This window comes from Spirillospora sp. NPDC000708, assembly GCF_040299565.1.
Classification (GTDB): Bacteria; Actinomycetota; Actinomycetes; order Streptosporangiales; family Streptosporangiaceae; genus Spirillospora.
This window is the reverse complement of the sequence record NZ_JBEPCJ010000041.1, coordinates 14918-39715: the sequence shown is the minus strand read 5'-3', so window position 1 is coordinate 39715 and position 24798 is coordinate 14918. Positions and strand designations below refer to the sequence as shown.

Here is a 24798-nt window from a genome sequence, read left to right as displayed (position 1 = left end):
AAACCCGGTAGTACACCAGCGGGTCGCCGATCAGCGTCCCTCGCCGGCGAAGAACCGCTCGACGATCGCCTTGGCGGCGGTGCCCGTGTCGTACTCGCCGTGGAGCTCGGAGAACCGGCGGCGGGCGGCGGCGTACCCGGTCCGCACGCCGTCCAGGTCGCCGAGGGCGGTCAGGAGCCCGTCCTCGTCCTCGGCGACCGGTCCGGGCACCGGGGCGGGGAGGCCCCGGCCGCCGGTCCGGAGACGCGTACGGTCCGGAGTGTAGAAGACCATCGGCCGGTCCAGCAGCGCGTAGTCGAACATGATCGGGGCCTCGTCGGTGACCAGCGCGTCGGACAGCAGCATCAGGAGCGCCGCGTCGTGGACGGCCGCCGTGTCGATGACGGTGCCGTCCATGCCGGGCGGGATGACCGCGCTCCCGCCGCCGGCCGGGCGGACGAGCAGGACGTGCGTCCCGCCGAGTTCCCGGACGAACCGTTCCAGCGGGAACGCGAGCTCCAGGGGCCGCGCGGGCCGGTCGCCGTCGCCGGTCCGCAGCGCCGGGGCGTACAGCACCGCGTAGCGCCGGTCCCCGCTCAGCCCGAGCCGCCGCCGCAGCGCCGCCAGTTCGTGCGGGTCGCCGCCGGTGACCAGCGGGTCGTTGCGGGGGCAGCCCGACCGGAGCGGTTCGGCGCCCGCGCCGCCGCCCGGCGCGGGGACGTCGTGCTCGGACCGCACGACGAGATGATCGGCGCGGTCGCGGGCGGCGAGCGCGCCCTGCCCGTCCGGCGGCTCGTCCGGCGGCGGGGCCGTCCCGCGCGGGATCTGGACGTAGGTGGTCTGCGGGCGCTTCACCAGCCCGGCGGGCAGGCTCCGGTCGTCGACCCAGAACTCGGCGCGGGCCAGCGCCCGGTAGTAGGCCCACGAACCGCGCTTGACCAGCAGCGCCTCGTCGGGGAAGCCGCGCCGGTCATCGCGGTAGGACCAGATCGCCCGGTACGGGGCGGCGCTGTCGCGCAGTGCCCGGAAGACGTACTTGGGATCGCCGCAGTACCGGGCGCCGTGCCGGCTCTCGAACACGACGGTGCCCTTGCTGACCGGGAGCCGCACCAGGACCCGGTTGAACACCGCGATCTTCGTCCGGCGGGCCGCGAACCGCTCGCGCAGCCCGCGCTCGGCCCGGACGAACCGGCGCCACCAGCGCCGCCCGGCGCCCGTGCGGGCGACCCGGCGCAGCGCGGGCAGGGTGACGCGGGCGGGCCAGCGCCCGGCCGCCATCCGCAGCGCGAGCTCGCCGGTCGCGGCGACGTAGGCCTCCAGCCGGTCGCCCGCCGCGCGGCTCAGGCGCGGCCGGACGGGCACGGCGAGGTCGCAGTGCGCGGTGCCCTCCGACGTCAGCCGCACCTCGACGGGGGTGCCGCCGACGGTCAGCCGGAGCCACACGCCCCACGTCTGGTCGACCAGCCCGATCGGGCGGATCACCTGGGCGGGGAAGAAGACCGTCTCCCAGGCGATCCGGCCGTTCTCGCGCCGCACGGTCGCCGGGACGCCGAACGCCCGGCCGGGCCGCCGCCGGTCGCGGATCTCCAGCCGGCCGCCGAGCTCAGCGTCCTCGGGGATGCGGCCGAGCGGGTTGACGACGGTGCCGGACATGCGCAGCGCCTTGCCGTCCCGGCGCATCGCGGTGACCCGGCCGCCGAGGACCAGCTCGGACAGCGGCGCCGAGTGCACGCCGAGGCCGGTGATGTCGAGGACGCGGCGGGCCGGCGCGGCGCCGAGGTGGTCGCCGGTCCAGTAGATCCGGCCGTCCCGCTCGGCGGGGGCGATCGACAGGACGGGCCGGCCGCCGCCCTTCGGGGCGTGGTCGGCGGCGGCCATCGCCGCCTCGATGTCGCGCTCGCGGACCATCAGCGCGGCGATGGCGGGCATCTTGTCCGCGGCCTCGAACACGGCGTCGTCCAGCCGTTCGAGGTAGGGGCGGGCCAGCCCGACGAACGCCTCGCGGTGCCAGGGGTCGCGGCTGCGCAGCTCGCGCAGGTAGAGCAGCAGGTCGTGGTTGACGAACTTGACGTCCTTGACCAGCGCGATCTCGTCCGCGCCGCGCGCGCGCAGCGCCGCGTCGATGCGCCGGTGGATCTCCAGCCGGTCGGCGAAGTTGCTCAGCTCGGCGCGCCGGTTGCTGATCGACAGGGTGCCGCCGCGCGGGTCGACCAGCCAGTTGTAGACCCGGTGCGGGATGACCGCGATCCGGTTCGCGCCGAGGTAGGCCTCGGCGCTGAAGAGCAGGTCCTCGTAGTGCAGCCGGTCGGCGAAGCGCAGCCCGGCGCGGTCGAGGAACTCGCGCCGGTAGCACTTGTTGGTCGCCAGCGTGTCGTAGAGGAGGTCGGGGTTGTCCAGGATGTCGTCGTAGACGGCGCTCTCCCGGTAGAGCCGCGCGTACCAGGAGTGCTCGCGGTCGGGCAGGACGCGGACGCAGCGGCCGGACACGAGGTCGGCTCCGGAGTCGTCGGCGGCGGCGACCATGTTCCGGCAGGCGTGCGGGTCGAGGGTGTCGTCGCTGTCGAGGAACATCACGTAGCGGCCCTTGGCGTGCCGGAGGCCGATGTTGCGCGGCCGTCCGCAGCCGCCGGAGTTCACCGGGAGGGTGAAGGCGCGCACCCGGCCGGGGTTCCGGGCCGCCAGCCGGGCGGCGACGGCGGGCGTCGCGTCGGTGCTCGCGTCGTCGACGATCACGACCTCCACGCCGGGCAGCGACTGCCCGAGCGCCGAGCGGACGGCGCGGGGCAGCCGCGACGCGTCGTTGTAGACGATCACCACGACGGTCACGTCGGGTTCGGGTGGCATCGGCTCCACCGCCCTCGCTCCTCGGCCAGCACCTACTATCGCGATAGTAAGAGCCTGCGGGTAATCGGAACGTAAGCGCCGGGCGCACCGCGCCCGGCCTGGGGATATACCCCGGACCGGGCGGAAACTCCCCGACCGGTCGCCCTTCGCCGCGACGGCGGGCGGCGCGTCCGGACGGGCGATCAAGGCCCCTGTCCCGCGGGGCCGGGCCTCAGCCCTCGCCGCCCTCGCTCAGCAGCCGCTGGAGCAGTTCCTCGTCCTCGGGCGCCAGCTCGGACACGAACCGGGCCAGCACGGCGGCGCGGTCGCGGCGGCGGCGCAGCAGCTCGTTCATCGCGGCGGCGGTGTGGCCGGCCTCGTCGACGGCCGCGGAGTACACGAACCCGCGCCCCTCCCGCTCGCGGCTCGCCAGCCCCTTGCGGGCCAGCCGCGCCAGCGTGGTCATCACCGTCGTGTACGCGGGGGCGCCGGGCAGCACGGCCTGCACGTCGGCGGGGCTCATCGGGCGCGCGCCGTCCCACAGGACGGCCAGCACGGCGTCCTCCAGCATGCCCGCCGGGCGCCGCCCCCGGTCGTCCTCGTTCACAATGCCTCGCCCCCGCAGCGGGTTTACTACGTCAATAGTAGAAGGACCGCCCCCGCCCGTCCACGCGGCATGATGTCACGCGCCGGCCTGGTGTCGCTCACCGGCGGCCGCGCCCCCGGCTTCCGGGTTCGGGGTGAGGGCGGTCAGGCCGGCGGCGACGCGTGCGGCGGTCTCGCGGAGCCAATCGTGAACTCGCGCCCCTCGGTGGCCGGGTCGAAGTCGGCGCGGCCGGTGAACAGCCGCTCCCAGGTTCACGCGTCACCTATCCATGCGGTCGATGAAAGCCATACGAGGAATCGATTTCCCAGATCAGCCCTGGTTGCCCCAAGGTTAAGGCGGACATCGAGAGGACACCCCGTGGAAGATCACGCGCACCCGTCCGGCCCCTTCGCGGTCGGCACCTTCTCCAGCGGCGGCGGCCCGCGGTTCGCGGGCCTGGTCCAGGACGGGCGGGTCCTGGACCTGCGCACCGTCCCGGGCCTGCCGGGCGGCGGGGCCACGACCCGCGGCCTGCTGGAGAGCTGGGACGACGCCCTCCCGCTGCTGCACGCCGCGGCGGAGTCGGGCGGCGAGCGGCTGCCGCTCGACGGGCTGGCGGTGCACGCGCCGGTCGAGCCGCGGCAGATCCTGCAGTCGGGCGCCAACTACCGCACGCACGTCATCGACCTCGCGGTGGCGCACGAGCCGGAGGGCGGGCGGCCCGCCGAGCAGGTGCGCGAGGAGACGGCCGCGATGATGGACCGGCGCGCGGCCGAGGACCGGCCGTACATGTTCATCGGGCTGCCCTCCTCGGTGACGGGCCCCTACGACGACGTGGTGATCCCGGGCTGGTGCGAGAAGCCGGACTGGGAGCTGGAACTGGCCGCGGTGATCGGCCGCCCGGCGTACCGGGTGCCGGCGGACGAGGCGCTGGAGCACGTCGCGGCCTACACGATCGCCAACGACCTGACGGCGCGCGAGGCGGTGTTCCGCCGGGACATGCCGGAGATCGGCACGGACTGGCTGCGCGCGAAGAACCCGCCGACGTTCACCCCGCTCGGCCCGTACCTGGTCCCCTCCGCGTTCGTCCAGGACCCCGGCGACCTGCGGGTCACGCTGCGGCTGAACGGCGACGTCATGCAGGACGAGTCCACCAAGGACATGATCTTCGGCGTGGCGCGGCTGGTGGCGTACGCGTCGCGGACCGTCCGGCTGCTGCCCGGCGACCTGGTCCTGACCGGCAGCCCGGCCGGCAACGGCATGCACTGGGGGCGGCTGCTGCGGCCCGGCGACGTCATGGAGGGCTCGATCACGGGCCTCGGCGCGCAGCGCAACCGGTGCGTCGCCGAATCCGCCGGCGCGGAGGACGCGTGATGCTCGACCGCACCGACCCCGAAGGCGCGATCGCCGAGGCCGCCGCGAAGTACTCCAACTGGGGGCGCTGGGGCGACGACGACGTGCTCGGCACCGTGAACTTCATCGACGAGGCCAAGCGGCGCGAGGGCGCGGCGCTGGTCCGGCGGGGCGCGTCGTTCTCGCTGTCGCAGCGGTTCGACATGAACGGCCCGCAGAAGGGCTGGCGGCGCCGCACCAACCCCGTCCACACGATGCTGGACACCGGGACGGACGCGGCGCTCGGCAACCAGGGCTTCCCGCACGGCATCGGCGGCGCGGACGACGTGGTGGCGATGCCGCTGCAGTGCTCCACGCAGTGGGACGGCCTCGGCCACATCTTCGACCACGGCAAGGCGTGGAACGGCCGCCCGGCGGAGAAGGTCGTCACGTCCGACGGCGACCTGGTCACCGGCATCGAGCACATGGCCGCTCCGGTCGCGGGGCGCGGCGTCCTGCTGGACGTGGGGCGCGTCGCCGGCGAGGACGGCGAGCTGCCCGACGGCTTCGCCATCACCGAGGAGCATCTCCAGGCGGCCATCGACGCGCACGGCGTGACGGTCGGGCGCGGCGACATCGTCTGCGTCCGCACCGGGCAGCTCACACGCGCGCGCCGGGACGGCTGGGGCGACTACGCGGGCGGTCCCGCACCCGGCCTGTCGTTCACCACGGCCGGATGGCTGCACCGCACCGAGATCGCCGCGATCGCCACCGACACGTGGGGGTTCGAGGTGCGGCCCAACGAGTTCGACGACGCGTTCCAGCCGCTGCACCAGGTCGCGATCCCGAACATGGGCCTGCTGATCGGCGAGCTGTGGGACCTGGACGCGCTCGCGGCCGACTGCGCGGCCGACGGCGTGCACGAGTTCTGGCTGGCCGCCGGGCCGATCCCGGTCACCGGCGCGGTCGGCGCCCCCGTCAATCCCATCGCGGTGAAGTGAGGTCGGCATGGCAGCAGTCGGGAACGTCCTGATCGTCGGGGGCGGCACGGCCGGTTCGGCGCTGGCCGCCCTGCTGGCGCGGGGCGGCGTCGCGGTGGACGTCGCGGAGATCACGCCGGGCGCCGGGGCGCTCGGCTCGGGGATCACGCTGCAGGGCAACGCGCTGCGGGTCCTGCGCGACCTCGGCGTGTGGGACCGGGTGAGCGCGTCCGGGTACGCGTTCGACGTGCTCGGCCTGCGGGCGCCGGACGGGACGCTCATCGCGGAGATCCCGGACGCGCGGACCGGCGGCCCGGACCTGCCCGCGACGCTCGGCATGAACCGTCCCGAGCTGGCGGCGGTGCTCGCGGACGCGGTGCGGGACGCGGGCGCGACCGTCCGGTTCGGCCTCACCGCCACCGCGCTCGACGACTCCGGCGACCGGGTCACCGCGCACCTGTCCGACGGATCGACCGGCACGTACGACCTGGTCGTGGGCGCCGACGGCATCCGCTCCGCGGTGCGGGGGCTGATCGGCGTCGACGTGTCGCCGGAGCCGACCGGGATGGGCATCTGGCGGATCCACACGCGCCGTCCCAAGGGCGTCGAGCGGACCGACCTGATCTACGGCGGGCCGTGCTTCATCGCCGGGTACTGCCCGACCGGCCCGGACACCATGTACGCCTACCTGGTGGAGAAGGCGCGGCCCCGCGAGTCGGTCGCGGACGCCGACAAGCCGGCGCACATGCGCGCGCTCGCCGAGGGCTACGGCGGCGCCTGGGACGAGATCCGCGCCGACATCACCGACCCGGACCGGATCAACTACACCTGGTTCGAATCGCTGCTGGTCGACCGGCCGTGGAACCGGGGCCGGACCGTCCTGATCGGGGACGCGGCGCACGCGTGCCCGCCGACGCTCGCGCAGGGCGCGGCGCAGTGCCTCGAGGACGCCGCCGTCCTCGCCGAGCTGCTGCTGGGCGCCGACCGGCTCGACCAGGCGCTGTTCGACGCGTTCATGGACCGGCGGTTCGAGCGCGCCAAGGCGGTCGTCGAGGCGTCGGTGCAGCTCGCGGAGTGGCAGCTGCGCCCGTCCCCGGACGCCGACGTCCCCGGCCTCATGGGCCGTATCAGCGCGATCGTGTCGGAGAAGCCGTGAGCGAAGGGAACCCGGGGGCCGCGGGCGTCCCCACCGTCGACGTGCACGCGCACGTGCTGCTGCCGCAGATCGAGGAGGCCGTCGCCGGCGCGCCCGGCCACGCCGAGCACCGGGAACTGGACGCGCGCCGCAACGGCCCGGAGTCGTTGCGGGTCGGCGGCAAGATGATCGGTGAGCGGTTCGAGCGGCTGACGCGGATCGAGGCGCGGCTCGCCGACATGGACGCCGCCGGGGTGGACGTGCAGATCGTCAGCCCGTCGCCGTCGCACTACCACTACTGGACCGCGCCGGACCTGGCCCGCACCGTGTTCACGATGGCGAACGAGGCCACCGCCGCGCACTGCGCGCAGGCGCCGGACCGGCTGCACGGGCTCGGGCTCGTCCCGCTCCAGCATCCGGACCTCGCCGTCGAGGCGCTCGACCACGCGCTGACGCTCGGGCTGAAGGGCGTCGAGATCTCCTCGCACGCCCCCGGCCGCGAGCTGTCGGACCCGGAGCTGGATCCGCTGTGGGCGCGGGCCGCCGCGTCCGGCGCGGTGGTGTTCCTGCACCCGTTCGGCTGCACGCTGGACGAGCGGCTCGACCGGTACTACCTGTCCAACATCGTCGGGCAGCCGGCCGAGAACGCCGTCGCGCTGTCGCACCTGATCTTCTCCGGCGTGCTCGACCGGCACCCCGGGCTGAAGGTCGTCGCGGCGCACGGCGGCGGCTACCTGCCGACCTACCTGGGCCGCGCCGACCACGGCTGGCGGGTGCGTCCCGAGGCGCGCGCCTGCGCCGAACCGCCGAGCGCCTACCTGCGGCGGATCTGGTTCGACTCGCTCGTCTACGAGCCGGACGCGCTCCGCGCGCTGATCGCGGCGGCGGGCGCGTCGCAGGTCGTCCTCGGCTCGGACCACCCCTTCGACATGGGGGTGGACGACCCGCTCGACCGGCTGCGCGCCGCCCTGCCGCCCGGCCCCGGCCTGGACGCCGTGCGCGGCGGCAACGCCGTCGCCCTCTTCGACCTCAAGGAGCACTGATGCCCGGAAGGCTCATCACCCATCTTCGCCATGTGGACCTCGCCGTCCCCGACTACGGCAGGCAGCGCGAGTTCTACTCGGGCGTCTGGGGCCTGACCGAGGTCGCGGGCGACACCGGCATCTCGTTCCTGGCGGCGGAGGGGTCGCCGGAGCAGTACGTCGTCCGGCTCAGGAAGGCGGACGAGAAGCGCCTCGACCTGGTGTCGTTCGGCGCCGCGTCCCCCGCCGACGTCGACGCGCTCGCCGCCCGGCTCGGCGCGGCCGGCGTCACGATCGTCGCCGAGCCCGGGAAGCTCGCCACACCCGGCGGCGGCTACGGGTTCCGGTTCTTCGACCTCGACGGCCGGACCGTCGAGGTGTCGGCGGACGTCGCCGTCCGCGAGCACCGGAGGCTGGTGGAGCGCGAGGCGGTCCCGGTCCGGCTGTCGCACGTCGTGCTCAACGCCCCCGACCTGGACGCCACCCGCGCCTGGTACGAGACGCACCTGGACTTCGCGCTCAGCGACACGCTGACGTCCCCGCACATGGGCAAGGTCATGCACTTCATGCGCTGCAACCCGCAGCACCACAGCATGGCGATCGCGAAGGGTCCGTACACGTCGCTGCACCACGTGTCGTTCGAGATGCGGGGCCTGGACGAGTACATGTTCGGCACCGGCCGCCTGCTGCGCGCCGGGGTCCGGATGATCTGGGGGCCGGGGCGGCACAAGGCGGGCGACAACACCTTCTCCTACTTCCTCGACCCGCACGGCAACACCGTCGAGTACACCACCGAGCTGGAGACCCTCGACGAGGACTCCTGGCACCCGCACCTGTACGACTTCTCCGACCCCGACGTCACCGACCAGTGGGGCACCGCCAACCCGATGAACGAGCTCATCGCCAAGGAGTCGTTCAACGACCCCGACCGCGGCGTCTTCGTCGCCCCGCCCGTCTGATCCGCAAGGAGCCCCATGCGTCTCGCCACGTACCTGCACCAGGGCGCCCGCCGCTGCGGCGCCGTCGAGGGCGACGGGGTGCTTCCGTTCCCGGACGGCACCGCCCTCCTCGACGTCGTCGCGTCCGGTTCGGTCCCGGCGCCGGCGGGCCCGGCGGTCCCGCTCGCGGACGTGCGGCTCCTGCCGCCGCTGGAACCGCCGTCCGTGCGGGACTTCGTCGCGTTCGAGGAGCACGTCGAGGGCGTCCGGAAGGCCGTGGACGGCGCGTCCGGGGTCCCGGACGCCTGGTACGACGCGCCGACGTTCTACTTCTCCAACCCGCACGCGATGGTCGGCGCGCACGACGACGTGCCGCTGCCGCCCGGCTGCCGGGCACTCGACTTCGAGCTGGAGGTCGCCGCCGTCATCGGCCGGGCGGGCGCCGACCTGTCCCCCGAGCAGGCCCGCGACCACGTCTTCGGCTACACCGTCTTCAACGACTGGTCGGCGCGGGACCTGCAGTCGCGGGAGATGCGGGTCGGGCTCGGCCCGTGCAAGGGCAAGGACTTCGCGACGACGCTCGGGCCGTGGCTGGTCACCGCCGACGAGCTGGAGCCCTACCGCGACGAGGACGGGTTCCTGCGGCTCGCGCTGACCGCCGAGGTCAACGGCGAGGTCGTCGGGCGGGACCTGCTGTCGAACATGGGCTGGCCGTTCGAGGACCTCGTCGCCTACGCCTCGCGCGGCGCCCGGCTGCGTCCCGGCGACGTCCTCGGCTCGGGGACCTGCGGCAACGGCGGCTGCCTCGCCGAGCTGTGGGGGCGCGGCGGCGCGCAGGACCCGCCGCCGCTGGTGCCGGGCGACACGGTCGCGCTCACCGTCGAGGGCATCGGCACGGTGTCCAACACGATCGTCCCGGGAGCGGCACCCGTCCCGATCCCGCCCGGGCGCAAGCGGACCCGGGAACGCCCGTGAACCGGGTCGCCGGGAAGGTCGTCGTGGTCACCGGCGCCTGGGCGTGACGTCCGAGCCCGGCTGGGCCGGTCTCGCCGCCTGGCTCCGCGCGACCCACGGCCGGGTCGACGGCCTGGTCAACAACGCGGGCGTCACCTGCCGGGCCCGGCACCGTGGACGAGATCGCCCCGCTGGTGGTGTTCCTCGTCTCCGACGAGGCGTCCTACATCGCCGGCGCCAAGCCCATCTCCGACGCCCTCCGTTGAGTCGCGGCGGGCCGTCGCCATGAGGCCGCTCATGGCGACGGCCCGCCGCACGTCAACGGGCCGGGGGTGGGAGGGGGAGGTCTCGGAGGCGGGCCTTCTGCACCTTGTTGGAGCCGGTGCGGGGCAGGTCGTCGACCACGTCCAGGTACACGGGGATCTTGTACTTGGCGAGGCGGCCGGCGAGGAACTCCCGCAGTTCGGCGAGGTCCAGCGCGGCGCCGGGGGCGGTGACGACGAAGGCCCGGCCGACCTCGCCCCACCGGGCGTCGGGGACGCCGATCACCGCGGCCTCGGCGACGGCCGGGTGCTCGAAGATCGCGTTCTCGACCTCCGCCGGGTAGACGTTCTCGCCGCCGGAGATGAACATGTCCTTCACCCGGTCGACGATGTAGAAGTAGCCCTCGTCGTCGACGTGGGCGATGTCACCGGAGCGGAACCAGCCGTCGTCGGTGAACGCGGACGCGGTCGCGTCGGGGGCGTTCCAGTAGCCCGGCGTGACGTTCGGCCCCTTGATGACGACCTCGCCGGGCTCGCCGGGCTCCACGTCCGTCAGGTCGGGGCGCACGCACCGGACGCCGGTGAAGAACACCGGCACCCCCGCCGAGCCGGCCTTGCGCTCGCTCTGCGCGGCTTCGAGGAACGTCGCGCCCGGCGCCGTCTCGGTGAGGCCGTAGCCCTGGCAGAAGACGAGGCCGCGCTCCTGGTAGGTGTGGATCAGCCCGGTCGGCACCGGCGCGCCGCCGGACATCAGGCTGCGGACGGACGACAGGTCGGCGCCGTCCCAGCGCGGTGACTGCGCGAGCGCGGCGAACATGGCGGTGACGCCGAACATCCAGGTGACGCGGTGCCGCTCGATGAGGTCGAGGCATTCCTCGACGTCCCAGGACGGCATGATGACCGAGCATCCGCCCTTGAGGAACGTCGGCAGCAGGCACTGGTTCAGCGCCGCGACGTGGAACAGCGGCGCGCTGACCAGCGTCACCTCGTCGCCCGCGACGTCCACGCCGACGAGCAGGTTGTAGCAGTTCCAGACGAGGTTCCCGTGGGTGAGCATCGCGCCCTTGGGACGTCCGGTGGTGCCGGAGGTGTAGAGGATGCACGCCACGTCGTCGAGCGTGACCTCCGTGTCGGTCGGGGCCGGGTCGCCGCCCGCGAGCCACTCCTCGTAGGCGAGTTCGCCCTCGGCGGGCTCGCCGACCGCCACGACGGTCGCGGGCGCCCGCTCGGCCGCGCGGACGACCGGCGCGCATTCGGGCGCGTAGACCAGCACGGACGCGCCGCTGTGGCCGAGCATGTAGTCGATCTCCGGCGCGGCGAGCCGGAAGTTCAGCGGCACGAAGATGGCGCCGAGCACGTGCGCGGCGAACATCGTCTCGGCGAACGCCGGATGGTTCGGCCCGAGGTAGGCGACCCGGTCGCCCTTGCCGACGCCGGCGGCGCGCAGCCGGCCGGCGAGCCGCGCCGTCCGGTCGTGGACCTCCCCGTACGTCGTCGGGCGGTCCCGGAAGACGAAGGCGGTGCGGCCGGGCGACATCGCGGCCCGCCTGGCCGGCCATCCCCCGAGTCCTGCGTTCACCACGGTGTTCTCACTCCTCTTGCTGAGCAGCGTTTGCGGATGGCCGGCCGCGCGGCCCGATCGGGGCCGGGGCGGGCGGGAAGGGCGGTCAGGCGTAGTGGCGGTAGACGGCCTGGGCGACGCAGGCGGGCTTGGCCTCGCCGTCGATCTCGACGGTGAAGTCGCAGACCATCTGCACGCCGTTCCCCGGGACGTCGGTCACGTCGGCGACCCGGCCGGCGAGCCGGATCCTCGAACCGACGCGGACGGGGCTCGGGAACCGGACCTTCTCCAGGCCGTAGTTGATGCTCATCTTCGTGCCCTGGATGCCGAGCAGGTCGTTGAACAGCGGGATGACCAGCGACAGCGTCAGGTAGCCGTGCGCGATGGCCGCGCCGAACGGGCCGTCCTTGGCCTTCTCGGGGTCGGTGTGGATCCACTGGTGGTCGTCGGTGGCGTCGGCGAAGGTGTTCACCCGGTCCTGGGTGATGTCGAGCCAGCGGCTGTGGCCGAGGTCCTTGCCGGCCAGGGCCTTGATCTCGTCGAGACCGGTGACGGTGATCATGCGTTCTCCTTGCCGGTGAGCCCGAGCAGCCGGGCGGCGTTGTCCTTGAGGATCTTCGGGCGGACCTCGGGCTTGATCTCCAGCTTCGCGAAGTCGGCGAGCCAGCGGTCCGGGGTGATGACGGGGTAGTCCGAGCCGAACAGCACCTTGTCCTTCAGCAGGCTGTTGGCGTACCGGACGAGCTGCGGCGGGAAGTACTTCGGCGACCAGCCGGACAGGTCGATGTACACGTACGGCTTGTGGTTGGCGACGGCGAGGGCCTCGTCCTGCCAGGGGAACGACGGGTGCGCCAGGATGATCCGCAGCTCGGGGAAGTCCACGGCGACGTCGTCCACGAGCATCGGGTTCGAGTACTTCAACCGGATGCCCCCGCCGCCGGGGACGCCGGCGCCGATGCCGGTCTGCCCGGTGTGGAACAGCGCCGGGACGCCCAGCTCCTCGATCGCCTCGTACAGCGGGTACGCGAGCGGGTCGTTCGGCGCGAAGCCCTGGATGCTCGGGTGGAACTTGAACCCGCGCACCCCGTACTGCTCGACGAGCCGCCGCGCCTCGCGCACGCCCGCCCGCCCCTTGTGCGGGTCGACGCTGGCGAACGGGATCAGGACGTCGGGGTGCTCGGCGCAGCTCTCGGCGACCTCCTCGTTGGCGATGCGCGGCCAGCCGGTGGCGTGCTCGGCGTCGACCGTGAAGACGACGGCCGCCATGCCGCGCTCGCGGTAGTAGGCGGCCATCTCGGGGATGGTCGGCTGGCGGTGCCCGTGCGCCTTGAAGTACTCCTCGGACGCGCCGAACAGCTCCGGGCTCAGCGAGCCGTGCCCGTCCGCGCTGATCTCGGCGTGGGTGTGGACGTCGATCGCGGTCAGCGCGTCGACGTCGATCGTGAGGTCGGCCATGTCAGCCCTCCGGTGCCTTCGGCGCGGGCATGCCGTAGGTCTCCGGCTCGGCGCCCACGCCCGTGCTCCACTCTTCGGCGATCGCCTCGGCGCTCCAGCCGCCGTCGGCGAACGCGACCGCCTTCTCCTTCGGGTGCGCCCACAGCGCCAGCCGGTCGCCGCCGATCCCGATCGCCTGCCCGGTGACGTCCTTGGACGCGTCCGAGGCCAGGAAGACGACCAGGCCGGTGACGTCCTCGACGGTGCCGAGGCCCTCGTCCTTGCGCAGCCAGTCCGGCAGCGGCTCGCCCGTGCGCTCGGACTCCTCGATGACCGGGCCGAACGCGGGGATCGTCTTGGTCATCTCGGTCGCCGCGACCGGCACGACCGCGTTCACGGTGATGTTCGCACGGGCCAGCTCCATCGCCCAGGTGCGCGCCATCGCCGCGATGCCCGCCTTGGCGGCGGCGTAGTTGGTCTGCCCGAAGTTGCCGCGCTGCCCGGCCGGGGAGGAGATGAGGATCAGCCGCCCGCCCGTGCCCTGCTCGCGCATCCGGGCCGCCGCCGCGCGGGCGCAGGTGAAGGTGCCGCGCAGGTGGACGCGGACGACGTCGTCGAAGTCGTCGTCGGTCATCTTCCACAGCACCCGGTCCCGCAGGATGCCCGCGTTGGTGATCAGCACGTCGAGCCGGCCGAACTCCCGGACGGCCGTGCCGACCAGCTCGTCGGCGGTCTCGGTGCCGCCGACCGCCGCGACGACGCCGGTCGCGGTGCCGCCCGCCGCGGTGATCTTCGCGACCGCCGCGTCGACCGCGTCCCGGTCCACGTCGTTGACCACCACCGAGGCGCCGGCGGCCGCCAGGGCCTCGGCGTAGGCGAGGCCGAGGCCGCGCCCGCTCCCGGTGACGACGACGACCTTCCCGTCCAGTTCCATAGCTCCCCACAATCGACAGGAATCCTGTTGATGGCCCAGTGTTCACATTCAACAGGTTTCCTGTCAATGCCCTACCCTGGACGCGTGCCGCGCGACCAGGGAGAGCCGATGACCGACAGCCCGCCGCCGACGACCGCCGGCAAGTCGCCGCCGTCGCTGCTGTACCTGGTCAAGCGGCTGGAGCTGCTCGTCCGGTCGCGGCTGGAGGAGCTGGTCAGGCCCGCCGGCATCACCGCGCTGCAGTACACGGCGCTCACCGTCCTGGAGCGGCACGACGGGCTGTCGGCCGCCCAGCTCGCCCGCGACTCCTTCGTCACCGCGCAGTCGATGGCCGACATGGTCCGCGCCCTGGAGACCCGCGGCCTCGTCCGCCGCGAGCGCAACCCTTCGAACCGGCGCGAGCTGCTCATCCTGCTCACCGCCGCCGGACGCGCCCTGCTGGACGACCTCGCCGGGCCCGTCGGCGAGCTGGAGGAGCGGATGATCCGCGACCTGACGTCCCGCCAGGTCGGCCAGTTCCGCACCACCCTCGCCGACACCTGGCGCGCCCTCTCCTGACGCGGGGCCGGGTGCCGCGCCCGAATCGCCGCCCCGGACGGCGTTCCCATGGCAAGATCAGCCGACCCCCTTGAAGAGCGGAGGCGGCGGCTGTGCAGCCACCATCGGACCAAACGCCGTACGGAAACGGCGGATCCCCCTACGGCGCTCCCCAGCAGACGCCCTACGCCGGTCAGCCTTACGCTGGTGCGCCCTCTGCCGGCCAGCCCTATGGCGGTCAGCCGTACGGCGGGGAAGCGTATGGCAGGCAGCCCTATGGCGGTGCGCCTCATCCCGGTCAGCCGTATGCGGGGCAGCCCTATGCCGGTCAGCAGCCGGCCCCGTACGCGCCGGCTCCGCAGCAGACGCCGTACGGCGCGGCGCCCGGCCAGCCCCTGCCCCACGGTGCGCAGCAGACCGCGCACTACGGGACCCAATGCCGCTTCTGCGGCTGCGTCCCGGCGGTCGACACCACCTTCCGCGGCCACCGCGGCATGATCCTGATCATGTCGTTCCTGCACACCAAGGGACCGTTCTGCCGGGACTGCGGCCTGGCGGTGTTCCGGGACATGACGGCCAAGACCCTGATCGGCGGCTGGTGGGGCTACGTCTCCTTCGCCGCGACGCCGATCACCGTGCTGATCAACCTCACCCGGCACGGCAAGGTCGCCTCCCTGGCGCCGCCGATGCCGCCGCCCGACGGCAGCCCCCACCGCCACCCCGCCGATCCCGGCCCGCCGCTGATGTCCCGCCCGATCGCCATCATCGGCGCGCTCGTCCCGGTCCTCCTGGTCGTCCTGCTCCTGATCGTCGCCGTCACCGGAGGCTGACGGCCGTGGCCCGCGCCGGCGGGCTACATGAAGTTGCGGGTGTGCAGGGCGGACAGCTCGGCGGCCTCGCCGTCGGGGAAGCCGAGGTGGGCCAGGCGGCGCCGGCGCCCCTCGTCCATCTCCCTCCGCAGGTCCAGCACCGCCGCGTGCCCGCGCCGGACGGCCCGGGGCGACCACTCGCCGGCGGCGAGGAGGACCAGCGCGTCGAAGACGTCCTGGTTGAGGCCGGTGGACGCGGCGAGGGCGTCGTGGCGGCGCTCGACCGCCGCCCGGAGCCGCGACCGGAAGCGCGGATCGGCCTCGGTCCGGTGCCGGAGGTGCGCGACGCCGAACGCGACGTGCCGCGCCTCGTCCTGCCGGGCGAGGCGGACCGCCCGCCGGGTCACCGGGTCGGGGGCGTGCCGGTCGAGGAACGCGAGCAGGGTGAGGAAGGTGCCCTCGCCCAGTACCGACAGCAGGAAGGACGCCAGCGAGAAGTCGGGCTCGGTCAGGAGGGTGGCGAGGGACGCGCGGCCGCCGGCGGCGGACGTCCCGAGCGGCCCGCCGCGGAGCGCCGCGCGCCGCGCGAACACCTCGACGTGCCGGGCCTCGTCCGCCGCCTGGACCGCCAGGAGCTGCACGACCTCGCGGAAGTGCGGGTGGACGCGGGCGAGCAGCCGGGCCGGGACGACCAGCGCGGCCTGCTCGTTCTCCACGAGGTACGTCATCACCTGGACGACGGCCCGCTCGATGTCGGGCGGCAGGGTGAAGGCGGCGTCCCACGGGACGGCGGTCGCCGGGTCCCACTGCGCGGACGCGGCGTGCGCGTAGAGCGCGGGGGCGATCTCCGCCCAGACCACGTCGCGCTCGGCGAGGTCGAACGCCGGTTCCGGGCCGCCGGGTTCGACGAGCGCGCCTCGGGCGGCCAGGCCCCAGTGCGCGGGCGCCGCCGCGACGACGCCGTCCGGTCCCCTCGCGCCGCCCGCCCGTTCCGCGCGCGCCCAGCGGTCGGTGCCTCCCGGCACGACCCAGGCGAGCACGGGTTCCTCGCCCGCAGCGACGGTATGGCCGCGCGGGCGGCACCACGCGCGCAGGTGCGGGTCGAGCAGCGGGTCGCGGCCCCGGACGCCGAGCCGCGCGCCCGGCGGCAGGTCGCCGAGCGCCCGCTGCACGAGCAGGTGCGCGCCGCTCTCGAAGCCCAGGTCCTCGAGGTCGAGGACGGGGTCGGTCAAGGCCGGTAGCCCGGCGCGGTGATCGCGCCGGCCGCATCGTAGAACCCCTCGTCGTCCACGGCCCGTTCGAGGAGCGCGTAGCCGCTCGTCCGCGCGGGGCGCCAGGCGGTGAGCCCTTCGAGGTCGAACAGCGTCCGGACGTCGGGGTCGGACGCGTCCATCGACAGCAGCAGGTCCCGGAACCGGTCCGTCTCGGGCGTGGCGCGGGCGGCGGTCATGGTGCAGTGGTCGTAGGGACGCGTCCGGCCGATCACCCGGGTGCCGCCCGGAGGCAGCGTGCCCTCCCGCACGAACAGCAGGTGGGAGGAGTCGACCATGCACGCCGCCGCGACGTCGCCGGACATCATCGCGCGCGCCGCGGCGCGCTCGCCGCCGACGTGGTCGCCGTGCAGCCCGACCCCGACGTCGAACCGCCGGACCGCGACCTCCTCCCCCGGCCGGAGCCCGTGCTCGCGCAGCAGCGCGGACGGGAGCAGCGTGGCCTGCGGCGAGTCGATCGCGCCGGTCCCGACCGTCTCGCCCTTGAGGTCGGCGACGTCCTTGTACGGGGAGTCCTCCCGGACGACGACCACCGAGGTCAGGTCCTGGTCGGTGTCCCGCATGGCGAGCGGTTCGAGCCGTTCGCCGGCCATGCGGCGGGCGCGGACCCACGCCAGCGGCGAGTTCCACGCGACGTCGACGCGTCCGGCGGCCAGGTCGTCCACCTGCCGCTCGTAGTGGGAGTAGAGGACGAAGTCGACGTCGAGCCCCTGCCGGGCGAACCAGGCCCGGAACCCCGCCCAGATCGTGACGACCTTGGGGTCGTAGGCGACGGCGCCCATCACGAGCGTCATCCGGAGGCCCCCTCGAAGAGCGGCATGCCGAGGCTCGCCCGCCCGACGAAGTCGTGCAGGGCCTGCGTGGTCGGCGCCATGACCCGGGCCGCGAGCGAGTCGCGGAACAGCCGCTCGACGCCGCACTCCTTGCGGAACGCCGCGCCGCCGCAGAGCCGCATCGTCGCGTCCGCGACCTCGGACGCCGCCTCGGCGGCGACGGCCTTGACCTCCAGGACGCGCAGCGTCGCGTCCTCGCGCCCTCCGGCGAGCGCGGCGAGCGCGTCGCGCAGGAACGCGCGGACCTGGTCGGTGCGGATCCGCAGCTCGGCGAACCGCGCGCGCTGCATCGGCTGGTCGGCGAGGGTCTGCCCGAGATGCTCCAGCTTCGTCCGGGCCAGGTGCGCGGCGGTCTCGGCGGTGAGCGCCTCCATCAGCCCGAGCGAGAACGCCGCGCTCAGGACCAGGAAGTGGGGCAGCGCCGTCGCGAGGGCGATGTCCAGGCCCTCCCCGTCCGGCCCGAGCATGTCCTCGCGGTCGACGAGGACGCCGTCGGCCTTCACCGGGCTGGACGCGTTGCCGCGCAGCCCCAGGCCGTCGAACGCGCCGAGGACGCTCAGCCCTTCCCGGTCCCGCGGCACCAGCCAGAGCGTCATCGGCCCGTCGGCGGCGAGCGGCCGGCTCGACCAGACGTAGCTGTCCGCCTCGCCGGCCGAGGTGACCCAGCTCTTGTCGGCGTCGAGCCGCACGCGCCCGCCGTCGCCGGACACGGCGGTGCCGAGCGGCGCCCAGAAGTGGCTGCGCGAGCCCGCCTCGGAGAACGCGAGCGTGCCGAGGTGCGCGTCCCCGGCGATCGCCTCCCGGACGTCCTTCGGCCCGTGCGCCTCGATCAGCGCGGTGGCGGCGTAGTGCATGAGCAGGACCATCGCCGTGGACCCGCAGGCGCCCGCGAGCCGCTCGACGACGTGCGCGGCGGCGCCGAGCCCCTCGCCGCGCCCGCCCGCCGACTCGGCGCTGATGAGGCCGAGCAGGCCGGCGTCCGCCAGCGCGCCGACGTTCGCGCGGGGGAAGGCCCCGGCGCGGTCGACCTCGGCGGCGCGCGGGCGAATGAATTGCTCGATGACGTCCTGAATGGCGCGCGCGTAGTCGTAGGACAACCGTCCGCTCCTTTTCGCGTTGGGTTCATGGAGCGTCGGCGAAATGGCCGGAATCACCGGAGGCGCCGACGCGGCAGCGGGCCCGCCGGCGCTATTCGAAGTCGTCGGGGCTCAGATCCTCGAGCGCGCCGCCCCGCCCCTCGGGGGACGTCGGCGAGAAGCCCTCCTCCTCGTCCGGGCGCTTCCGGCGCCGGGACGCGTCGTCTCCGCCCTCCGTCCGGGAGCTTTCCGGCTCCTCGTCCCCGGCACCGCCGCCGGCCGTCGGCTCGCTCATCGTCTCCCCCGAATATCGCTGGTCAGGCCCTTCCCTTACCCGTGGCGCGCGTCACGGATTCGGTGCGGAGACCCCGGGGTAGACAAAATGCGGCACTCATGGCCACCGGTTGGTTCAAGCGAGGCTCAGGAGTTCGTTGTGCTCATCGTCACGGGAACGGCGGCCAGCGCCATCCGCAATCTGTCGTGCGGGCCGGGCCTGCCGGGCGGTGCCGGCATGCGGATCGCGCCGCTCGACGGCGACGCCTCCCTCCTCGCCGTGACGCCGGCGGAGCGCCCCGCCTCGACCGACGAGGTCGTCGAGGCGGAGGGCGCCCGCGTGTTCCTGGACTCCGCGGCGGCCGCCTACCTGCACGACAAGGTCCTCGACGTCCGCCTCGACGACCAGGGCGCGGTGTCGTTCCTCATCACCGCGCCGACCCGCTGAGGAGGGTTCAGCGCCACCAGTCGTCGAGCGGCGAGACCGGGACGGTCCGCTTGTGCTGGGTCGCGAGGTAGACCGACTCCACCTTTTCCGCCACCTCCGGGGGGACGTCGACGCCCTCCAGGTACGCGTCGATCTGGCTGTACTTCAGGCCGAGCGCCTCCTCGTCGGGCAGCGCGGGCCGGTCGTCCTCCAGGTCGGCGGTCGGCACCTTCTCCCAGGTGCTCGGCGGCGCGCCCAGCTCCCGCAGCAGCGCCGCGCCCTGCCGCTTCGTCAGGCCGGTCAGCGGGGTGACGTCCACGCCGCCGTCGCCGTACTTGGTGAAGAACCCGGTGACCGCCTCGGCGGCGTGGTCGGTGCCGACCACGAGCAGGCCCAGCTGCCCGGCGATCGCGTACTGGATCACCATGCGCTCGCGGGCCTTGATGTTGCCGCGCACGAAGTCCCGCAGCACCGGCTCGCCGTCCAGCAGCTCGCGCAGGCCCTCCGCCGCCTCTCCCGCGACGGCGTCCGCGCTGGGCCTGACGTTCACCGCGATCGACCGGTCGGGCCGGATGAACTCCAGCGCGACCCGCGCGTCGTGCTCGTCCGCCTGCACGCCGTACGGCAGCCGGACCGCGACGAACGTGGCCTCGTACCCCTCGGCCCGCAGTTCCTCTGCGGCGAGCTGGCACAGCCGCCCGACCAGAGTGCTGTCCTGCCCGCCGCTGATCCCGAGGACGTAGCCCTTGGCCGAGGTCGACCGCGCGTAGTCCTTGAGGAAGGCGACCCGCTCCCGGATCTCGTCCGCCGGAACAATGGACGCCTTGACGCCGAGCTCGTCGATTATCCGCTTCCGTAGGTTCGTCACCGGCACACTGTAGCCGCCGTTATCCGGGGCGGCTCGTCAGCTTCTCGCGTAGCCGTCGGCTTGGAGGGTGAAAAGGCGGGCGTACTCTCCCTGCAGCGCCATCAGCTCATCGTGGGTCCCGCGTTCGGTGATCCTGCCCTCGCTGAGGACGACGATGACGTCCGCGTCGCGGACCGCGCCGAGCCGGTGCGAGATGAGAACGCTGGTCCGGCCCCGGCGGTGGCGGCGCAGGGACGCGTGGACGGCGTGCTCGGCGTCCGCGTCCAGGCCCGAGCTCGGCTCGTCCAGCAGGAGCAGGTCACGGCTCTGCCGCAGGAACGCGCGGGCGAGCGCGAGGCGCTGCCACTGCCCGCCCGACAGGGCGACGCCGGAGCCCTCGTCGCGGTCGGCGAAGATCCTGCTCAGCATCGTGTCATAGCCGCGCGGCAGCGCCTCCAGGGCGTCGTGGACCCCGGCGCGGGCGGCGGCCTCCCGGATGCGGTCCGGGTCGTCGCCGGACGCCAGGTCGCCGAGCATGATGTTCTCGGCGGCGGTGAGGTCGTACTCCATGAAGTCCTGGAAGACGACGCCGATCCGCTCGCGGAGCTGCGCCGGGTCCAGGTCGCGCAGGTCCACGCCGTCCCACCGGACGGAGCCCTTGTCCGGGTCGTACAGCCGGCACAGCAGCTTCACGAGCGTGCTCTTGCCGGCGCCGTTCACCCCGACGAGCGCCACGCTGCGGCCGCACGGGATGTGCAGGTCGACCCCGCGCAGGATCCAGGGGTGGTCCTCGCTGTAGCGGAACCACACGTCGCGCAGCTCGATGCCCTGCCGCAGCGCGGGGACCGGCCGGCTGCCCGGCCGGACCGGCATGTCGGGCTCGGCCTCCACGATCGCGGTGTAGTGGCCGAACAGCAGCAGGGCGTTGTGCGCGTCCGCCCACCGGTCGACGATCGACGTCAGCGCCGCCTGGACCCCGGCGACGGCCGCGACGAACATCGTCACGTCGCCGGCCGTGATGCCGCCCGACGCGGCCGCGAGCACGGCCCACACCAGCCCGCCGCCCGCGACGAGCCCGCCGACCAGGGCGAGCAGCCCCTGGCCGCGCAGTGTCTTCAGGTCGACCCGCCGCTCGGCGGCGTTGGTGGCGCGGACCTCGTCGAGCATCCGGGCGCGGAAGAAGTCGCCGAGCCCGAACAGCCGCACCTCCTTGGCCGCCTCGGGCCTGGTCAGCAGCTCTCCGTAGAAGATCTCCCGCCGCATCCCCGGGCTGATCCGCCACATCGTGCGGGCCCGCTCCCGGCTCAGCGCGAGCTGGACGCGGACCGCGGGCAGCGCCGCCAGGAAGATCACCGCGACCAGCAGCGGGTTGATCACCAGCAGCGTGCCGACGAACCCCGCCATGGTGATGGCCGCCTGCGCGATGGTCAGGGCCCCGACGATCAGCCGGTCCGGCGCGTTCTGGCTGGACTCGTGCGCCAGCCGGAGCGTGTCCTGGAACTCCGGGTCCTCCAGGCGGCGCAGCCCGCCGTGCGCGTTGACCGCCCCGAACAGCCGGGCCGCGACGAGGGCCCGCACCGCCCGGCGCAACTGGGCCTGCGCGTAGGTGGAGGCGTGCGGCAGGACGACGACGCACAGCCCGCAGGCGGCGAGCCCCACCGCGAGGGCGGGCAGGGCGTCGTGGTTCCGGTGGGTGGTGAGCGCGTCCAGGACGCCCTTCGTCAGCCACGCCGTCGCGACCGGCGCGAGCCCGGTGAGCACGGCGAGCAGGACCGCCCCGGTGGTCGCGCCGGGGTGCGCCCGCCAGGCCAGCGCGGCGACGGCCGCGGTCCGCCGCGGCGACCCCTCCGCCCGGTTCACGTGCCCGCCGTCATCGGCAGGTCGAGCGCGCAGTGGACGCCGTCGAAGACGACGCTCGCGACGAGATGGGGCAACGATGGTCCCTCGGGGGCTGGCCGGCCGCGCCGGCGCGGAGCGCGCGCTGCGGCCGGCACGAACGGCGAATCGTCCAGGGGGCGGGCCGGCCGGCGCGGCACCCGCCGGCGCGGGGCCGACCGGTGCCGTGCGCCTGATCGCCGGGGTACGGCGCCGGCCGGGGCCGCGCCGGTTCAGCGGCAGTACGTCTTGCCGGCGTAGATGCAGCAGTGGATGCCCGTGGAGGTCCACCAGCAGGCCTCGGCGCGGGCGGTGGTCTTCGGCAGCATCCTGCTGAGAAGGCGGTCGCCGATGCGGTTGACTGCACGGATCATGGGGGATCTCCTCACGTCGAGCCGGGCCGAGCCGGCTGCGGGGTTCCGACCGGCGCACGCTGCCGAGATGATCAGCGCTCGCTGGCCCAGAAGCTAACCCCGGCGATCTGCACCGACAAGGGGCCGGCCGCCGCCCGTCCCCGTCTTGTGCACTCTGCGATCAAGGTCCGCCCGGCGTTGGTGCTTTCTGCCATGCCGCCCGCTCTTGACGCGGCGCCGGCGCGATGGTCAGACGGCGCACCACCACGCCGAGCAACCGGTCCCCCGGGTACAGGCCCCGCTGCCGCGAGTCGACGCTGTCCGGGTTGTCGCCGAGCACCGCGAGCGCCCCGTCCGGCACCGTGCCGCCCTCGCCGGCGATCCCCGGCGGCACGGGGTCCCCGGGGACGGCGGCCACGCGCTTGACGTTCCAGGTCCGTCCGTCCGGGCCCGCGGGACCCGGCAGGTACGGGCCGTCCGGGGGCGGTTCCAGCACCACGACGTCCCCGCGCCGCACCTGGTGCAGGGGCCGGCGCCGCGCCAGCACGCGGTCGCCGTCGCGCAGCGTGGGCAGCATGCTCGCGCCGTCGACCGTCACGACCACCAGGCGGGTGCGCGCCCACCCGAGCGCCACCAGCGCGCCTGCCGCGAGGCCCGCCGCCGCGAGGCCCGCGCCCCAGGAAAGCCGTCCCCGCGCATTCGACATTCGGCTCATGGCCGACCGATGGTAGCCGCCGCCGGCGGGCCGCTCACAGCAGCGGCAGGACGGTGGTCCGCTCGATCGCGGCGACGCCGCCGACGCGCACGGACGGCCCCGACGGGCCCCGCCGCGCGACGGCCGTGACGGCGGACGGCGCGCCGAGCGCGTCGCCCATGTCCACGGTGATCTCGATGTCACCGCGTCCGGCCAGGTGGGCGGCCAGGCAGGCGGTGCTGTTGGCGTTCGCGATGTCCTCGGGGACGCCGATGGACGGCGCGAACATGCGGGCGGCGCCGCGTCCGCCGTCCATGGCGTGGACGTAGGCGCCGAGCAGCCCGAGCTCATCGCACGCGGCTCGCAGCCGGTCGAGGTCGGGGGCCAGGGCCGCCAGCGCGGCCCGGTCCGCGACGGGGACCAGCAGCCGGGGCCGCCCCACCGACGCCACGCGGGGACCGTCTCCGGGCGCCGGCGGGGTGGCGCCGAGCGCGGGGAGCATCAGTTCGCATTCCTCCGCGGTCGCGTCCCGCAATTCCACCGGCCCCGGATCGAACGTGCACTCGAAACGGTCTCCGTCGCGCACGGAACCGCCCGAGAAAACGCGCTTCGATGTGCGGAGAAGAACCCGGAAGTCGTCACTGCCGGCGCGTTCGGCCAGGACGGCCAAGGCGGCCACCGTCCCGTGGCCGCACGCGGGAAGCTCGCCCTCGGCGGTGAAGAAGCGCACCGGGACGGCCGCACCGGAATGGTCGTCGCCGCCTGGCGAAAGGAAAACGGCGTGCGAGGTTCCCATCCGGACGGGAACGGCGCGGCGTTCGGCGTCGGTCATGGGCCGGTCGTCCAGGACGGCGGTCGGGCTGCCCCCGCCGCCGTCCCGCCGGCACGCGTTCACGATCGTGACGGCCTGACCGCGTGCGTCCATGATCCGGATCCTACGGCGGCCCGGCGCGGGCGACCCCGGCGCGGCTAGGACGGGCGCCGCTCCCCCGGCCCCTCGATGTACCGGGCGAGCCATGCGGGGACGCGCGGCCGGGGATACGCCTCGAGGTCGTTCTGGTAATGCTCGGGCGCCAGCAGCTGGTCGTGGGGAAAGGGACCGTCGCCGTAGTCGTAGTTCACGGTCGTCTCACCGCGATTGGTGACGGTGAGGAGCAGCCGCCACCAGGGCCCGGAGGGCATCAGCGCAACCGCGTGCCGCTGCTCGCGGACGAGCGCGGCGACCGACTCCGGCACGGGGACGACGACCGACCGGTGGTACGACGAGAACCGCAGGTACGCGATCTCGGCGGAGATGGTGAAGGCGAACTCCGCCCACAGCCACTCCCATTCGGGCGGCCCGAGGAGGGCCAGTTCCTGCACGATCGGCTCGATCAGCAGCGACGCCTCGGCGGCGACCACGTCGATGTCGTCGCCGGCCAGAGGGTCGTGGGGCAGCGGGCCGACGATCCTGATCCCGTCGGCGTCCTGCTCCTCCTCCGGCCCGTCCTCTTCGAGCCACCGCACGAAATCGGCCATGTACTCGTCGGAGCCCATTCCGTGCCCGGTGGAGCCGGTGGAGCCTGCGCGTTCCTGCGCGACGAACCGGTCAACGGCCTGCTGCGGGGGAACGGACGACGACACCTCCTCGATGCGGCCGGAGTCGCCCACCAGAAACACCGATCTGCCCACCGGCATCTCCAGGAACGCCATGGGGTCGGTCTCGTCGACCTCGACCGGGGCGCACACGCTCCACCCGGCGTCGAAGCGGTCCGCCTCCAATCCCTCGGTGGGGTAGTCCAGGCCGTGGGAGCGGATCCACTTCACCACCAAGGAAATCGCCTGCGCCTCGTCCATTCGCCGGACCTCCCGCGTGCCGTTCC

25 protein-coding genes are annotated in these 24798 nt (G+C 74.1%); 9 read left to right on the top strand and 16 right to left on the bottom strand.

The genetic code is table 11. The annotated features are described in order from the left end of the window. Positions 1-30: 30 nt before the first annotated feature. Together ABT299_RS27050 and ABT299_RS27045 are read right to left on the bottom strand one after the other, a co-directional pair. Positions 31-2823: a bifunctional glycosyltransferase/CDP-glycerol:glycerophosphate glycerophosphotransferase gene (locus ABT299_RS27050; RefSeq protein ID WP_500252438.1), complete on the bottom strand. Its 2793-nt coding sequence runs from the start codon at positions 2821-2823 to the stop codon at positions 31-33. Positions 2824-3034: 211 nt separating this feature from the next. Then, positions 3035-3409: a BlaI/MecI/CopY family transcriptional regulator gene (locus tag ABT299_RS27045; RefSeq protein ID WP_347257152.1), complete on the bottom strand. Its 375-nt coding sequence runs from the start codon at positions 3407-3409 to the stop codon at positions 3035-3037. A 357-nt stretch (positions 3410-3766) separates the two neighbouring features. On the opposite strand from ABT299_RS27045, the gene ABT299_RS27040 reads away from it, so the two are divergent. The 6 genes from ABT299_RS27040 to ABT299_RS27015 are packed head-to-tail and all read left to right on the top strand — an operon-like array spanning position 3767 to position 9770. Continuing rightward, the gene (locus tag ABT299_RS27040; protein ID WP_387033018.1) at positions 3767-4762 is read left to right on the top strand and encodes a fumarylacetoacetate hydrolase family protein; all 996 of its coding nucleotides are present in this window, start codon (positions 3767-3769) and stop codon (positions 4760-4762) included. Beyond that, positions 4762-5721: a cyclase family protein gene (locus ABT299_RS27035; RefSeq protein WP_387033020.1), complete on the top strand. Its 960-nt coding sequence runs from the start codon at positions 4762-4764 to the stop codon at positions 5719-5721. Before ABT299_RS27040 ends, ABT299_RS27035 begins: the two co-directional genes overlap by 1 nt. Before the next feature lie 7 nt (positions 5722-5728). Next, a complete protein-coding gene (locus ABT299_RS27030; protein WP_387033021.1) occupies positions 5729-6856 on the top strand; it encodes an FAD-dependent oxidoreductase in 1128 nt (375 codons plus the stop codon). After that, positions 6853-7878, top strand: coding sequence for an amidohydrolase family protein (locus ABT299_RS27025; RefSeq protein ID WP_500252414.1), 1026 nt, complete (start codon positions 6853-6855; stop codon positions 7876-7878). The genes ABT299_RS27030 and ABT299_RS27025 overlap by 4 nt, the downstream gene beginning before the upstream one ends. Further along, entirely contained in the window at positions 7878-8816 is a 939-nt protein-coding gene (locus ABT299_RS27020) for a VOC family protein (protein ID WP_387033023.1), read from the top strand. Before ABT299_RS27025 ends, ABT299_RS27020 begins: the two co-directional genes overlap by 1 nt. Before the next feature lie 15 nt (positions 8817-8831). Further along, on the top strand, positions 8832-9770 hold the full coding sequence (locus ABT299_RS27015; protein ID WP_387033026.1) for a fumarylacetoacetate hydrolase family protein: 939 nt from the start codon (positions 8832-8834) through the stop codon (positions 9768-9770). A 297-nt stretch (positions 9771-10067) separates the two neighbouring features. Here the strand turns inward: ABT299_RS27015 and ABT299_RS27010 are convergent, their stop codons facing one another. The 4 genes from ABT299_RS27010 to ABT299_RS26995 form a co-directional block, all read right to left on the bottom strand. After that, positions 10068-11594, bottom strand: a complete 1527-nt coding sequence (locus tag ABT299_RS27010) for an acyl-CoA synthetase (protein ID WP_387025526.1) — start codon at positions 11592-11594, stop codon at positions 10068-10070. An 85-nt stretch (positions 11595-11679) separates the two neighbouring features. Further along, on the bottom strand, positions 11680-12135 hold the full coding sequence (locus ABT299_RS27005) for a MaoC family dehydratase (RefSeq protein WP_190868470.1): 456 nt from the start codon (positions 12133-12135) through the stop codon (positions 11680-11682). Beyond that, on the bottom strand, positions 12132-13013 hold the full coding sequence (locus tag ABT299_RS27000; protein ID WP_347257154.1) for an amidohydrolase family protein: 882 nt from the start codon (positions 13011-13013) through the stop codon (positions 12132-12134). The genes ABT299_RS27005 and ABT299_RS27000 overlap by 4 nt, the downstream gene beginning before the upstream one ends. Before the next feature lie 16 nt (positions 13014-13029). Further along, positions 13030-13941 carry an SDR family oxidoreductase gene (locus ABT299_RS26995; RefSeq protein WP_190868472.1) on the bottom strand — a complete coding sequence of 304 codons (912 nt, stop codon included), beginning with the start codon at positions 13939-13941 and terminating at the stop codon, positions 13030-13032. A 108-nt stretch (positions 13942-14049) separates the two neighbouring features. Here ABT299_RS26995 and ABT299_RS26990 point away from each other — a divergent pair, with 108 nt between their 5' ends. After that, positions 14050-14499, top strand: a complete 450-nt coding sequence (locus ABT299_RS26990; protein ID WP_387025522.1) for a MarR family winged helix-turn-helix transcriptional regulator — start codon at positions 14050-14052, stop codon at positions 14497-14499. 485 nt (positions 14500-14984) lie between these two features. Then, entirely contained in the window at positions 14985-15308 is a 324-nt protein-coding gene (locus ABT299_RS26985) for a hypothetical protein (RefSeq protein ID WP_387025520.1), read from the top strand. Positions 15309-15331: 23 nt separating this feature from the next. Here the strand turns inward: ABT299_RS26985 and ABT299_RS26980 are convergent, their stop codons facing one another. The 4 genes from ABT299_RS26980 to ABT299_RS26965 form a co-directional block, all read right to left on the bottom strand. Next, complete coding sequence (locus ABT299_RS26980; RefSeq protein WP_387025518.1) at positions 15332-16519, bottom strand: hypothetical protein; 1188 nt, start codon at positions 16517-16519, stop codon at positions 15332-15334. Further along, a complete protein-coding gene (locus tag ABT299_RS26975) occupies positions 16516-17352 on the bottom strand; it encodes a phosphate/phosphite/phosphonate ABC transporter substrate-binding protein (RefSeq protein WP_387025516.1) in 837 nt (278 codons plus the stop codon). The genes ABT299_RS26980 and ABT299_RS26975 overlap by 4 nt, the downstream gene beginning before the upstream one ends. Beyond that, positions 17349-18488, bottom strand: coding sequence for an acyl-CoA dehydrogenase family protein (locus ABT299_RS26970; RefSeq protein WP_387025514.1), 1140 nt, complete (start codon positions 18486-18488; stop codon positions 17349-17351). The genes ABT299_RS26975 and ABT299_RS26970 overlap by 4 nt, the downstream gene beginning before the upstream one ends. A gap of 91 nt (positions 18489-18579) precedes the next feature. Then, positions 18580-18762: a hypothetical protein gene (locus ABT299_RS26965; RefSeq protein ID WP_387025512.1), complete on the bottom strand. Its 183-nt coding sequence runs from the start codon at positions 18760-18762 to the stop codon at positions 18580-18582. A 138-nt stretch (positions 18763-18900) separates the two neighbouring features. Here ABT299_RS26965 and ABT299_RS26960 point away from each other — a divergent pair, with 138 nt between their 5' ends. Next, the gene (locus ABT299_RS26960) at positions 18901-19188 is read left to right on the top strand and encodes a Fe-S cluster assembly protein HesB (RefSeq protein WP_190868478.1); all 288 of its coding nucleotides are present in this window, start codon (positions 18901-18903) and stop codon (positions 19186-19188) included. A 7-nt stretch (positions 19189-19195) separates the two neighbouring features. On the opposite strand, the gene nadE is transcribed toward ABT299_RS26960, so the two are convergent. The 6 genes from nadE to ABT299_RS26930 form a co-directional block, all read right to left on the bottom strand. Next, positions 19196-20035 carry an NAD(+) synthase gene (gene nadE, locus ABT299_RS26955; protein WP_500252413.1) on the bottom strand — a complete coding sequence of 280 codons (840 nt, stop codon included), beginning with the start codon at positions 20033-20035 and terminating at the stop codon, positions 19196-19198. 36 nt (positions 20036-20071) lie between these two features. Then, a complete protein-coding gene (locus ABT299_RS26950) occupies positions 20072-21874 on the bottom strand; it encodes an ABC transporter ATP-binding protein (protein WP_500252412.1) in 1803 nt (600 codons plus the stop codon). Between the two features lie 248 nt (positions 21875-22122). After that, positions 22123-22263 (bottom strand): hypothetical protein, encoded by a 141-nt coding sequence (locus ABT299_RS26945; protein WP_190868267.1) that lies wholly within the window; start codon positions 22261-22263, stop codon positions 22123-22125. A gap of 160 nt (positions 22264-22423) precedes the next feature. Next, positions 22424-22957 (bottom strand): S26 family signal peptidase, encoded by a 534-nt coding sequence (locus tag ABT299_RS26940; protein WP_500252411.1) that lies wholly within the window; start codon positions 22955-22957, stop codon positions 22424-22426. Between the two features lie 34 nt (positions 22958-22991). After that, positions 22992-23861 (bottom strand): PhzF family phenazine biosynthesis protein, encoded by an 870-nt coding sequence (locus tag ABT299_RS26935; RefSeq protein ID WP_500252410.1) that lies wholly within the window; start codon positions 23859-23861, stop codon positions 22992-22994. Between the two features lie 44 nt (positions 23862-23905). Continuing rightward, complete coding sequence (locus ABT299_RS26930) at positions 23906-24772, bottom strand: hypothetical protein (RefSeq protein ID WP_387025500.1); 867 nt, start codon at positions 24770-24772, stop codon at positions 23906-23908. Positions 24773-24798 lie beyond the last annotated feature (26 nt).